The organism is Cedecea lapagei, assembly GCF_900635955.1.
GTDB classification, from domain to species: Bacteria; Pseudomonadota; Gammaproteobacteria; order Enterobacterales; family Enterobacteriaceae; genus Cedecea; species Cedecea lapagei.
Genome location: NZ_LR134201.1, coordinates 2,037,804 through 2,050,264, shown reverse-complemented (window position 1 = coordinate 2,050,264; position 12,461 = coordinate 2,037,804). Strand labels below are relative to the sequence as shown.

Genomic DNA, 12,461 nt, shown 5'->3' with positions numbered 1-12,461 from the left:
ACGTTGGGCAGGTCTTACAGGCCGCGTTTATCCATCAGGATCGCCAGCTCAACGAGGCGGTTAGAGAAGCCCCATTCATTGTCGTACCAGGCCAGGATCTTCACCAGGTTACCGCCAATCACCAGGGTTGAGAGCCCATCGATAATTGAAGAGCGTGGGTCGCCCTGGTAATCGCTGGAGACGAGCGGTTCATCGCTGTAGCCCAGAATGTTTTTCAGCGGGCCTGATTCCGCAGCTTTACGGAACGCCGCGTTCACTTCTTCAGCCGTCACGTCACGTTTTAGCGTCACGGTTAAATCGACAATAGAGACCACCGGCACCGGCACGCGCAGTGAGTAGCCGGTCAGGCGGCCGTCCAGTTCAGGGATAACTTTACCGAGCGCTTTTGCCGCGCCGCTGGAGTAGGGAACAATCGACAGTGCCGCCGCGCGCGCCCCGCGCAGGTCTTTCTCCGGCTGATCGTGCAGCGCCTGGCTGTTGGTGTAGGCGTGGGTGGTGTTCATCAGCCCGTGTTCAATGCCAAAGGCCTGATGCAGAACCTGGGCGGCTGGGGCGAGACCGTTGGTGGTGCAGCTACCGTTGCTGACCACAAAATGCTTCTGCGGATCGTAACTTTCGTGGTTAACGCCCAGCACGATTGTTAGATCGTCATCTTTACCTGGGGCAGAAATAATCACGCGTTTTGCGCCGCCGTGGGTGATATGAACTTCGGCTTTATCGCGGCTGGTGAAAAAACCGGTGGCCTCAATAACAACGTCTACGCCGACATCGCGCCAGGGGATTAGCGCCGGATCTCTTTCGCTGAAGACGCGAACCGGTTTGCCGTCAACGTGCAGCTGGCCTTCTGAGGCTTCAACCGGCGCAGGCAGTTTTCCCATCAGCGAGTCGTGTTTAAGCAGGTGCGCGAGAGTTTTGCTGTCCGTCAGATCGTTGATAGCAACAACCTCAATCTCCGGGTTACCCAGCGCGGCGCGCAGCACGTTACGTCCGATCCTGCCAAATCCATTAATCCCGACCTTAACCATGATTCACTCCTTCTCTTGAATGTCTGGCGTCAGAGTATGCCCGGGGGGTGGTGGCGTAAATGACAAAAAAGGATCAATTCACGCCAACCTTCGACAGCGGAAGCGTTGGCGGTACTCGCCGGGCGTCAGGTGAAGCTGGCGTTCGAAAACGCGGCGAAGGTTGATCGCGCTGCCGAAGCCTGAGGCGGCGGCGACTCGCTCAAGGGTATCGGTTGACTGTTCCAGCAGATGGCGCGCGGCGGCAAGCCGGGCTTCTTCCACATAGCGGGCGGGGGTTACGCCAGTTTCGCGGGTAAAAACTCGGGTAAAATTACGCGGGCTCATGGCAACCCGCTCCGCCAGCTTCTCCACCGACAAATCCTCCGCCAGGTTATCCAGCAGCCAGTCCTGCAGCTGGCCGATAGGCCCGGTATTGGCGGCCTGGCGCAGATGATAGCGGCTAAACTGCAGCTGGCCGCCGGGGCGACGCAGGTACATCACTAAATCCTGGGCGACGTCGCGGGCGAGGGTGAAGCCATAATCGGCCTCCACCAGCGCCAGCGTGAGATCGAAGCCGGAGCTGACGCCGCCTGAGGTCCACACCGGGCCGTCCTGAATATAAAGTGGACCGCCTTCCACGTTGATTTGCGGCCAGCGGGCCTGCATCTCCTCCAGCAGCCGCCAGTGGGTGGTTGCCCTGCGGCCGTTTAATAGCCCGGCCTGCGCCAGCAAAATGGCGCCGCCGCAAATGGAAGCAATGCGTTCGGCATTCGGGGCCGCGCGCCGTATCCACTCTACTACGGCGCTGCCTTCCGGCTCGCTAAGGCCTTTGCCGGTAATCATGATAGTGTCGCGAGGCTCTTCGGGGTTGAGGTCCACAAGCCTGTGGTCGGCAAGCAGATTCAGGCCGGAGATCCCGTGAACGACGTGATGAGGCTGCGTGGTAGCGATGCGGATGCGGTAGCGAGGTTCGGCCAGCGCCTCCGTATGCAGGCGGTTAGCCTGCATCAGAATATCGGCGATACCTGCAGCTTCAAACAGCATGCCGCCATCCGGGACAATGATAAGTATATTTCTCATGTCCGGAAAAGTACGCTTTTAACAAATTATGTCAACAGGATTAGCCGTAGCGACGTTTTCCCCAGTCCAGCGCCGTCTCAATCAGCCGTGTCAGCAACTGCTGGAACTGCTCGCCTTTGTCGTCTGACCAGGCGAAGCTCTCTTCGTCCATATAGCAGCGCTGCGCCACTTCCAGCTGCACGGCATGGATGTTTTGCTCCGGCGCGCCGTAGTGACGGGTGATGTAACCTCCCTTGAAGCGTCCGTTGAGGACTTTGCTGTAGCCGTTAAAGCGCTCGCTGGTATTCAGCAGCTCTTCGCTTAGCGCTGGGTCACAGCTGGCGCCGTCGGCGGTGCCAAAGTTCAGGTCCGGCAGGCGGCCTTCAAAGAGGCGAGGGACTACGGACTTGATGGAGTGCGCGTCCCACAGGATCGCGTAGCCGAAGGTTTCTTTTAGTCGAGCCAGCTCCACAGCAAGCGCCTGATGATAAGGCCGCCAGATGTTGGTCAGAATATCGGCTCTGGCCTGCTCGTCGGGAGATTTACCCGCCTCAAACAGCGGTTCACCGTCAAAAAAGATGTCCGGGTAGAGCCCGGTGGTGGCGGTGGTATAAAGCGGCTTATCGTCCGAGGGACGGTTCAGATCGACCACATAGCGGGAGTAGTTGGCGCTGAGCATACTGGCGCCCATTTCGCCTATCGGCTGGTAAAGTTTTGGAATGTGCCAGTCGGTATCCTCAAGTTTTTTTGCCCGCGCCGTCAGCCCGTTAGCCACTTCCGGCGTCAGCTGCGTGCCGGGATGCGGCATACTGATAAGCAGCGGCAGTTTGCCCTGGTGAAGCTCAAAGCCCTTAATCATTCCACACCTCTTTCCCGTGATAGATAACCTGTTTTGACAGCGAGCCGCCCAGCCAGTAGCTGAGCTCGGCGGGGTGCTCTACCTCCCAGGCGACAAAGTTTGCTTCTTTACCGGCTTCAAGCGAGCCCGCTTTATCGCTGATGCCCAGCGCGCGCGCGGCATTAAGCGTTACGCCAGCCAGCGCTTCTTCAGGCGTCAGGCCAAACAGCGTGCAGGCCATGTTCATCATCAGCCGCAGCGACTGCACCGGAGAAGTGCCGGGGTTGAGATCGCTGGAAATCGCCATCGGCACCTGATGTTTACGCAGCAGTGAAACCGGCGGTTTTTGCGTTTCACGCAGGAAGTAAAATGCCCCCGGCAGGAGAACCGCCGTCGTATTGTGCTTTGCCATCAGGGCAATATCTTCTTCGCAGAGATATTCGAGATGGTCGGCAGAGAGCGCATTATGGCGAGCGGCAAGCCCCGCGCCGTGCAGAAGTGAAAGCTGCTCGGCGTGGAGTTTAACCGGCAGGCCCAGCTCATGGGCTTTGACGAAGACGCGTTCAACCTGCGGTACGGAAAACGCCAGGTGTTCGCAAAAGGCATCTACGGCGTCAACCAGCCCTTCGTCATGCAGAGCCGGTAACCAGCGCTCGCATACCTCAGTGATAAAATCGTCGCTGCGATCTTTGTATTCCGGGGGAAGAGCGTGGGCGGCAAGGCAGGTGCTATAAATCGTCAGCGGCAGGGTTTTCGCCAGCTGGCGGATAACGCGCAGCATTTTGCGCTCATCTTCAAAACTGAGGCCGTAGCCTGATTTCACTTCCAGCGTGGTCACGCCGTCTTTGCGCAGCGCATGAATGCGGCGGCTGGCGCTTTTCAGCAGCTCGGCTTCGCTTGCCTGACGCGTGGCCTTTACCGTGCTGGCGATACCGCCGCCCGCCGCGGCAATATCCGCATAGGTTGCGCCGTTAAGACGCATCTCAAATTCCTTGCCACGGTTGCCGCCGAACACGCTATGGGTGTGGCAGTCGATCAGGCCGGGGGGTCACCAGCTTACCCTGAAGATCTCGCTCTTCGTCGCAGGGCTGGCCTGGGCGCTGGGCAGAAGCGCCAACCCAGACAATTTTGTCGTCTTCGGTGATTAACGCCGCGTCTTCGATAAGGTTGTAGTGGCCGTTGACCATCGTGGTGATGTGGCAGTTGTGCCATAAAATCCGCATAAGATCTCTCTCATCAGGACAGGGCGCGGCGAGTGCCGCGCCACAGAGGAACTACTTCGCCAGCATAGGCAGGTTCAGACCGTGCTCTTTTGCACACTCGATAGCAATATCATAGCCTGCATCCGCGTGGCGCATGACGCCCGTTGCCGGGTCATTATTCAGCACGCGGGCGATTCGCTCCGCCGCTTCATCGGTGCCGTCGCAGACGATGACCATGCCGGAGTGCTGCGAGAAGCCCATGCCTACGCCGCCGCCGTGGTGCAGGGAAACCCAGGTCGCGCCGCTCGCCGTGTTCAGCAGGGCGTTCAGCAGCGGCCAGTCGGACACCGCGTCGGAGCCATCTTTCATCGATTCGGTTTCACGGTTCGGGCTTGCTACCGAGCCGGAGTCAAGATGATCGCGGCCGATGACAATAGGTGCAGAGAGCTCGCCGCTTCTGACCATTTCGTTAAAGGCCAGCCCCAGTTTTGCCCGCTGACCCAGGCCAACCCAGCAGATGCGCGCCGGCAGACCCTGGAAGCTAATGCGCTCTTTAGCCATGTCCAGCCAGCGGTGCAGGTGTTGATCGTCCGGGATCAGCTCCTTGACCTTCGCATCAGTACGGTAGATATCCTCCGGATCGCCGGAAAGCGCGGCCCAGCGGAAAGGCCCGATGCCGCGGCAGAACAGCGGACGAATATAGGCCGGAACAAAGCCCGGGAAATCAAATGCGTTATCGACGCCCATCTCTTTCGCCATCTGGCGAATGTTGTTGCCGTAGTCGAAGGTTGGGATGCCCTGCTGCTGGAAGGCGAGCATCGCTTTCACATGCTCTGCCATCGAAGCTTTTGCAGCCTGATTCACTACCGCAGGCTCTGCGGCGGCGCGTTCGCGATACTCTTCCCAGCTCCAGCCAACGGGAAGGTAGCCGTTCAGCGGGTCGTGGGCGCTGGTCTGGTCGGTGACCATATCCGGGCGAACGCCGCGTTTTACCAGCTCTGGCAGAATTTCTGCGGCATTGCCGTGCAGGGCAATGGAAACGGCTTTCCCTTCGCCGGTGTAGCGTTTAAGGCGGGCGAGGGCGTCGTCCAGATCTTTGGCCTGCTCGTCCACATAGCCGGTGCGCAGGCGGAAGTCGATGCGCGACTGCTGGCATTCAATGTTCAGGGAACAGGCGCCAGCAAGCGTGGCGGCCAGAGGCTGCGCGCCGCCCATGCCACCCAGCCCTGCAGTGAGCACCCAACGCCCGGTCAAAGAGCCATTGTAGTGCTGACGGCCCGCCTCGACGAAGGTTTCATAGGTGCCCCTGCACGATGCCCTGGCTGCCAATGTAAATCCATGAACCGGCGGTCATCTGGCCGTACATCGCCAGCCCTTTGGCGTCCAGTTCGTTAAAGTGTTCCCAGTTTGCCCAGTGCGGCACCAGGTTTGAGTTGGCAATCAGTACGCGAGGTGCGTTAGCGTGGGTTTTAAAGACGCCCACCGGCTTGCCGGACTGAACCAGCAGGGTTTCGTCCTCATTCAGAGCCTTCAGGGCTTCGACCATTTTGTCGAAGCACTCCCAGTTTCTCGCTGCCCGACCAATGCCGCCGTAGACCACCAGCTCTTTTGGGTTCTCTGCCACATCCGGATCGAGGTTATTCATCAGCATCCGCAGCGGGGCCTCCGTCAGCCAGCTTTTGGCATTCAGCTTTGTGCCGCGTGGCGCCCTGATTTCAACATCACGATAACGAGAAGACTCACTCTTCATGGGGGTTCACCTTGTTTTGAGATAACGGGGAAATGCTCACGAAAAATACCATGTCATTTTTTCGATTGCTTGTATATACATGATTAGCATATTTGATGCCAGGCGCGAGATTGAATTTATTTTTATTTTAAATCATGGGTTTAGATTAATGTCCGTGTGTACTTACATCATATATCCTGGTGATCTGGTCACTCTTTGCACCTTTTTGGCGCTCTTTACAAAGAGATTGATCCTTTTTAGGGCAAAAAGAGCAGTTGGGTTCGCTGGCAAATCGCCTCGCAGGTACTGTTTAATCCTGATAAAAATCACGGGTAGATCACATTTAAAAATTAATAAATCAATTATCTAATTGTTTTTAAATGGAAAATTTACTTTGATTTGATGTTGCGTATTTGTTATGGCACAGGCTTTGCAGATTGTACATACAATGCTATACATAGCTTTTTTATGCAGCCGTTCACTTCTTCGGCAGCCAGATGACCATGAGGCGTAGCGATGATTACTTTTAACAATGTGACCAAGTTTTACGACGACGGGACGGTCGTGGTGGATGGACTGAACCTGACCGCGCCCGGCGGCAAAATCACCGTGCTGGTAGGCCCTTCAGGCTGCGGGAAAACAACGTCACTGCGCATGATTAATCGGCTGATTGAGCCCTCCTCCGGTGCGATCCTGCTTAATGGTGAGTCGACTTCGGAGATGGACGTAGTGCAGCTGCGCAGGCGGATCGGCTATGTCATCCAGAATGCGGGCCTGTTCCCCCACAGAAATATCATCGACAACATCGCCACCACGGCGATCCTCAACGGCATGGCAAAAAGCAAAGCCAGAGCCCGTGCCGGGGAGCTGCTTGAGGTGGTCGGCCTGGCGCCGCAGCTGGCGAAACGCTTTCCGTGGCAGCTTTCAGGCGGCCAGCAGCAGCGCGTGGGCGTGGCTCGTGCGCTGGCTGCCGACCCGGAATTTATGCTGATGGACGAACCCTTCAGCGCCGTAGACCCGGTAGTCCGCGAGCAGCTGCAGGAAGAGTTTCTGCGCATTCAGAAAGAGGTCAGCAAAACCATCATCATGGTGACCCATGATATCGATGAAGCCATGAAACTGGGCGATCTGGTGGCGGTGCTGAAACCCGGCGGCAAGCTTGGGCAAATGGCCTCCCCGGGCGAGCTGCTGAATGCCCCGCAAAGCGATTTTGTGGCCGACTTCATTGGCCGTGACCGCGGCTACCGCAAGCTGAGCTTCTACAATTCAGGACCGCTGGCGTCGATGCAGGTAGAGCCCACCGCCGAGGTCGGTACGCCGATTGAGATGGCGCGCAACATTGCGGCGCAGCGCTGGCTGCTGGTGACTCGCGAAGGCAAAGCCTGCGGCTGGTTCGATACCCATCAGCAGGTCGAAGCGGTAGTGCCTGAGTACATCAATCTGGGCGCAACCTTTTACCCGCAAAGCGGCACGCTGCGCCAGATGCTTGACTCGGCGCTCAGCTCTCCGTGTCACCGCGCCGTGGTTATTGATGAGCGCGCCGAAGTTTTGGGCACGCTGGGGCTGGATCACGTGCTGGACGCGTGTAAATCCATGGCGCGGGAGGCGGTATGAAATTTGACTGGCTTTGGGCGCAAAGCGACAAAATTTTCAATTTGCTGCTCTGGCACCTCTATCTCTCGGTGACGCCGATTTTAATTGGCCTGCTGCTGGCGATCCCCGCCGGCTGGCTGGTGTGCAGTATGCCGCGCGTAAAAGGGGTCATCCTCAACCTGTTCGGGCTGCTGTACACCATCCCGTCGCTGGCGCTGTTTGTCCTGCTGCCGCCGCTGCTCAATACGCAAATCCTGGATCCGATCAACGTGGTCGTTGCGCTGACCATTTATAGCTTCGCGCTGCTGGTGAGAACGGTGTGCGACGGCCTGGACTCGGTGCCAACGGATACCCGACAGTCTGCCTTTGCGCTCGGCTATAAGCCGGTGCATCAGTTTTTCCAGGTTGATCTGCCGCTGGCGGTACCGGTGATTGGCTCCGGGATGCGCGTGGCCGTTGTCTCCAACGTCAGCATTGTCTCCGTCGCCGCTCTGATCGGCGCTCCGCAGCTCGGCTCGCTGTTTACTCAGGGTTTCCAGCTGCAGTTTCTGACGCCGATTATTGCCGGCATTGTGCTGTGTATCGCGCTGGCTTTCATTCTTGACTGCGTGGTTGTCGCCGTCACCCGCTCTTTAAGCCGCTGGCAGCCAGCAAGGGGATAACGTATGTCTGACTGGTTCTTCACGCTCAGCCACTGGTATGGCGATGACGGTATTCTTCCGCTGCTGGCGCAGCATATCGGCTACAGCGCCGTGGCGCTGGCGATAGCGGTCGCCATAGCCTTTCCGGTGGGCTGCTACACCGGCCATACCGGCAGGGGCGAAGCGCTGCTGATTGGCACCACTAATGCGCTGCGTTCGCTGCCCTCGTTTGGCCTGATTATCCTGCTGGTTATTCTGATGGCGGGCTACTTCGAGTCGGATATGGCCTTTATTCTCCCGTGTATCATCGTGCTGGTGGTGCTGGCATTGCCGCCGATTGCGCTTGGGGTGCATGCCGGGATCCGCTCCGTTGACTCCAGCGTCCACGACGCCGCGAAGGGCATCGGCCTGACGCCTTTCCAGGTGTTGACCCAGGTCGAGCTTCCCTGCGCCACGCCGTTAATCCTTTCCGGGATCCGCAGCGCCACGCTGCAGATTATCTCCACCGCCACCATCGCGGCCTATGTCTCCCTGGGTGGCCTTGGCCGGTTGATTATCGACGGCCGTGCGGCGAACGATTTTGCGCAGATGACCGCTGGTGCGGTGCTGGTTGCCGTGCTGGCGCTGCTTGTGGATGTGTTCTTTTCCCTTTCGGTGAAGTACGTGGTTTCCCACGGCATTTCCCGACGTATCAAAACCCAGTGATGTTGAGCCCGTTAATTACACAAGGTGAAAGCGATGAATATGAAGAAACGTTGTTTGACGTTGTTGAGTGCCGCGATGCTGTCCGTTGTTTCCTCCGCCTGGGCGGCTGACGCGGGTCAGAAAGTGATCATTGGCTCGGCTGATTTTCCGGAAAACCAGCTGCTGGCGACCATTTATGCCGGTGCCCTGGAAGCGCAAAACATCCCGGTGGAGAAAAAACTGAATATCGGCAGCCGCGAAGTCTATATCCCGGCGCTGCTGGACGGCTCTATCAACGTGATTCCTGAGTACAGCGGCGCGCTGCTGAGCTACCTGGACGCCAATAATAAAGCGCACAGCTCGGAGGAGGTAGCCACCGCGCTGGCGGCGAAGCTGCCGGAAAAAGTGAAGATGCTGAATACCGCCGTGGCGCAAAACAGCGACGTTATCGCGGTGACCAAAAAAACGGCGGATAAATATAAGCTCAAAACTATCGATGACCTGAAACCTCACGCGGCTGAACTTATCCTCGGCGGCCCGGCGGAGTGGAAAACTCGTCATGAGGGCGTGCCGGGGCTGAAAGAAGTGTATGGCCTGAACTTCAAAAGCTTCAAGGTGCTGGATGTCGCGGGCCCGCTGACGCTCACCGCGTTGAAGAATAACCAAATCCAGGCGGCGGACCTGACCTCCACCACGCCGGAAATCCAGAAAGATCACCTGGTGGCGCTGGAAGATCCGAAAAACCTGTTTGCGGCCCAAAACATTGTTCCGATTGTGGCCACCGCCACGCTGAACCCGACAATCGAGAGCACGCTGAACAAAGTGTCTGCGCAGCTAACAACCGCGGATTTGATTGCTATGAACGGGCAGCTTGCCGAATTTGCCAGCATTGATGACGTTGCGCATCAGTGGCTGGTTAAACATGGCCTGAGCAAGTAAGGGCGCACAATGACGACACAAACTGGCTCCACCGCTCACGTCTTTGAGACTGTCACCTTAGGCAGGGTGCAAACCACAATTGACGAGCTGGTACGCATTGCCGACGGGGCGCCGGTAGACCTGGCCCCGGAAGCGCTCGCCAATATGGACCACGTCAGCGGGTATATTCGGCGAGCAATAGATGAAGGGCAGGTGATTTACGGCCTGACCACCGGGGTGGGTGATTTGGTGACGGAACGCCTTTCTGCCGACCAGATTGCCAGCGTGCAGCTCAATATGCTGCGCAGCCACGCCTGCGGCATGGGGCCAGATTTGTCGGTGCGTGAAGTGCGCGCGATGATGGCGGTAATGCTGAAATCGCTGCTGCAGGGCTACAGCGGCGTCAGCGCTGAACTGGCGAAACGCATGTGTGAAATGCTTAATTGCCAGGTGACGCCGTGGTCGCCAGCGGGCGGCTCGGTAGGCTATTTAATTGCCACGGCGCATATCGGGCTCTCCCTCTTTGGGGAAGGGCAGTGCTGGTACCAGGGCGAGCTTCTGCCGTCCGCTGAAGCCCTGGAAAAGGCGGGCATCGCTCCTCGTATTCCTGGCCCTCGTGAGGGCCATGCCCTGATAAGCGGTACCTATGAGATTACCGGGCTGGCCTGTCTTGCCGTTCATGACTTTGAGCGGCTGCTGCCGGTGGCGGATATGGCAGGGGGCATGTGTCTGGAAGCGCTGAAAGGCAACACCCGCGGCTACGATGCCCGGCTGCACGCCCTGCGTCCGCACGACGGGCAGCAGAAAACGGCCGCTATTTTACGCAGCTTGCTCAGCGGCAGCGAGATTTTCGCCCGCTACCGTGACCACCGTGTGCAGGATGCCCTGAGCCTGCGCTGCATTCCGCAAATCCACGGCGCGGTGCGCGATCAGCTTGCCCACTGCCGTCAGATTGTCACTATCGAGCTGAACTCGGTCACCGATAACCCGGTTTTTCTGATTGAAGAAGACGCGCTGGCTATTCTGCCCGGCGGCAACGGGCACGGCGCGCCGCTGGCGCTGGCGCTGGATGCTCTGGCGGTCGCCATTGCCCAGGTCAGCACGGCGTCTCAGGCTCGCTCCGATCGGATTACTAACGTACATCTTAGCGGCCTGCCTGCGTTCCTGGTCGGCCGAAGCGGCGCCAACTCCGGCATGATGATCCCGCCTTATGTTGCCGCCGCGCTTGCGGGGGATAACCGCAGCCTGGCCGCGCCCGCCAGCGTCCACACCGTGACTACCTGCGCCGGGCAGGAGGACCATATCAGCATGGGCGTCTCTTCGGCACGCAAGGCGCTGCAGGCGGTGAGCAACGCGGTGGATATCGTTGCCATCGAGCTGCTGTGCGCCAGCCAGGCGCTGGAGTTTCATCGTCCGCTGCGCGCCTCCGTCGGATCAGAGCTAACGCTTGGCATGGTGCGCGAGCGCGTGCCGTTCCGTGAGTCGGATACGGCGCTTTACCCGGATATGCATGCCGTGCGGGATTTGATCGCTGATGGAGAGCTTAGCCGAAGGCTCTCCTCCCTGATTGAGGAGTCAGAAAATGAGTGAAGCTTTGCAGCCGCTGAAAGGCGTAAGAGTGCTTGACCTGTCCCGCGTGCTGGCTGGTCCCTGGTGCGCTTCCTTACTTAACGATCTTGGTGCCGAAGTCATCAAGATTGAGATGCCGGGCAGCGGGGATGACTCCCGCAGCTTTACCCCACACATCGCCGGGGAGAGCAGCTACTTTATGCAGCTTAACCACGGCAAAAAAAGCGTCACCCTGGATCTAAAGGCCCCGGAAGGGTTAGCCATTCTTAAACAGCTGGTGGTTCAGGCCGACGTGCTGGTGGAAAACTTCCGCCCGGGCGTGACAAAACGTCTCGGCATCGACTATCAGACGCTGCAGGAGCTAAACCCGCGGCTGGTTTACTCCAGTATTTCGGGCTTTGGTCAGCAAGGGGCGATGGCACACAAAGCCGCTTACGACCATATTGTGCAGGCCTATGGCGGCATTATGCAGGTGACCGGCTGGGCGGAAGGCGAGCCAACCCGTGTCGGGGATGCGATTGGCGACGTGGTCGCCGGACTTTATGGCAGCTGGGCGGTGCTTGCCGCACTTCTGCAGCGCGGCATCAGCGGCAAAGGCCAGCACCTGGATATCTCAATGCTCGACACCATGGTGACGATGCAAATGGTCTCCCTCACCCAGTGGATTGGCGGGCAGCCTCCCGCCGGGCGGCTCGGGAACGCGCATCCTATCAGCGCCCCGATGGACAGCTATCCGGCTCAGGATGGACACATCGTGATTGCGGTCGCCAACGACAAGCTGTTCCGCCAGCTTTGTTCGGCGATGGAAAAACCAGAGCTGGCGGGCGATCCGCTGTATCTCACCGACCCGCTGCGTCTGGCGAACCAGCAGCCGCTGCGCGAAGAAATTGAGCGCTGGCTGGCGGATAAAACCGTTAACGATGCGCAGGCTATTCTGGACAGCGCAGGCGTTCCGGCTTCTGCCGTACTGCGTCTCGACCAGATCCTGACCAGCGATTATGCGCGAGAGCGTGAACTCGTTAAGCAGGTTAAACACCCGACGGCGGGCAACATCTCGATCGTCCCGCAGCCGGTGAAAATGAGCGGCATGAAAGAAGAGCCAGCGCTGATGCCGCCTGGGCTGGGCGAGCATACGGCTAGCGTGCTGCAGGAGCTGCTGGCTATCGACGATGCAACGCTTACCCGGCTCAGGGCGCAGGGCGTAATTTAACCGGCGGAGAACGC

General features: G+C 58.6%; 9 protein-coding genes and 2 pseudogenes. 6 read left to right on the top strand and 5 right to left on the bottom strand.

The window, feature by feature from the left end; genetic code table 11:
• Window positions 1-14 precede the first annotated feature (14 nt).
• From gap to hutU, 5 genes and pseudogenes are all read right to left on the bottom strand, one after another.
• Window positions 15-1,025 carry a type I glyceraldehyde-3-phosphate dehydrogenase gene (gene gap, locus EL098_RS09950; protein WP_126356074.1) on the bottom strand — a complete coding sequence of 337 codons (1,011 nt, stop codon included), beginning with the start codon at window positions 1,023-1,025 and terminating at the stop codon, window positions 15-17.
• Window positions 1,026-1,103: 78 nt separating this feature from the next.
• Window positions 1,104-2,084: a GlxA family transcriptional regulator gene (locus EL098_RS09945; protein ID WP_126356073.1), complete on the bottom strand. Its 981-nt coding sequence runs from the start codon at window positions 2,082-2,084 to the stop codon at window positions 1,104-1,106.
• Between the two features lie 40 nt (window positions 2,085-2,124).
• Window positions 2,125-2,922 carry an N-formylglutamate deformylase gene (gene hutG, locus EL098_RS09940; RefSeq protein ID WP_126356072.1) on the bottom strand — a complete coding sequence of 266 codons (798 nt, stop codon included), beginning with the start codon at window positions 2,920-2,922 and terminating at the stop codon, window positions 2,125-2,127.
• Window positions 2,915-4,124: pseudogene (gene hutI / locus EL098_RS09935) on the bottom strand (imidazolonepropionase). The gene hutG and the pseudogene hutI overlap by 8 nt, the downstream one beginning before the upstream one ends.
• Before the next feature lie 51 nt (window positions 4,125-4,175).
• Window positions 4,176-5,853: pseudogene (hutU, locus tag EL098_RS09930) on the bottom strand (urocanate hydratase).
• Window positions 5,854-6,348: 495 nt separating this feature from the next.
• On the opposite strand from hutU, the gene EL098_RS09925 reads away from it, so the two are divergent.
• From EL098_RS09925 to EL098_RS09900, 6 genes are read left to right on the top strand one after another with little or no spacing between them, the layout of a single operon-like run.
• The gene (locus EL098_RS09925; RefSeq protein WP_126356071.1) at window positions 6,349-7,446 is read left to right on the top strand and encodes an ABC transporter ATP-binding protein; all 1,098 of its coding nucleotides are present in this window, start codon (window positions 6,349-6,351) and stop codon (window positions 7,444-7,446) included.
• Window positions 7,443-8,087: an ABC transporter permease gene (locus EL098_RS09920; protein WP_126356070.1), complete on the top strand. Its 645-nt coding sequence runs from the start codon at window positions 7,443-7,445 to the stop codon at window positions 8,085-8,087. The genes EL098_RS09925 and EL098_RS09920 overlap by 4 nt, the downstream gene beginning before the upstream one ends.
• Window positions 8,088-8,090: 3 nt before the next feature.
• Entirely contained in the window at window positions 8,091-8,771 is a 681-nt protein-coding gene (locus tag EL098_RS09915; protein ID WP_126356069.1) for an ABC transporter permease, read from the top strand.
• A gap of 33 nt (window positions 8,772-8,804) precedes the next feature.
• Window positions 8,805-9,689, top strand: coding sequence for an ABC transporter substrate-binding protein (locus tag EL098_RS09910; protein WP_126356068.1), 885 nt, complete (start codon window positions 8,805-8,807; stop codon window positions 9,687-9,689).
• A gap of 9 nt (window positions 9,690-9,698) precedes the next feature.
• Entirely contained in the window at window positions 9,699-11,258 is a 1,560-nt protein-coding gene (locus EL098_RS09905; RefSeq protein ID WP_126356067.1) for an HAL/PAL/TAL family ammonia-lyase, read from the top strand.
• Entirely contained in the window at window positions 11,251-12,447 is a 1,197-nt protein-coding gene (locus EL098_RS09900) for a CaiB/BaiF CoA transferase family protein (RefSeq protein ID WP_126356066.1), read from the top strand. Before EL098_RS09905 ends, EL098_RS09900 begins: the two co-directional genes overlap by 8 nt.
• Window positions 12,448-12,461: the final 14 nt, after the last annotated feature.

Bases quoted from the DNA above. Each gene is read 5' to 3' on its own strand.
- gap (WP_126356074.1), bottom strand. From the start codon at position 1,025: ATGGTTAAGGTCGGGATTAATGGATTTGGCAGGATCGGACGTAACGTG.
- EL098_RS09945 (WP_126356073.1), bottom strand. From the start codon at position 2,084: ATGAGAAATATACTTATCATTGTCCCGGATGGCGGCATGCTGTTTGAA.
- hutG (WP_126356072.1), bottom strand. From the start codon at position 2,922: ATGATTAAGGGCTTTGAGCTTCACCAGGGCAAACTGCCGCTGCTTATC.
- EL098_RS09925 (WP_126356071.1), top strand. From the start codon at position 6,349: ATGATTACTTTTAACAATGTGACCAAGTTTTACGACGACGGGACGGTC.
- EL098_RS09920 (WP_126356070.1), top strand. From the start codon at position 7,443: ATGAAATTTGACTGGCTTTGGGCGCAAAGCGACAAAATTTTCAATTTG.
- EL098_RS09915 (WP_126356069.1), top strand. From the start codon at position 8,091: ATGTCTGACTGGTTCTTCACGCTCAGCCACTGGTATGGCGATGACGGT.
- EL098_RS09910 (WP_126356068.1), top strand. From the start codon at position 8,805: ATGAATATGAAGAAACGTTGTTTGACGTTGTTGAGTGCCGCGATGCTG.
- EL098_RS09905 (WP_126356067.1), top strand. From the start codon at position 9,699: ATGACGACACAAACTGGCTCCACCGCTCACGTCTTTGAGACTGTCACC.
- EL098_RS09900 (WP_126356066.1), top strand. From the start codon at position 11,251: ATGAGTGAAGCTTTGCAGCCGCTGAAAGGCGTAAGAGTGCTTGACCTG.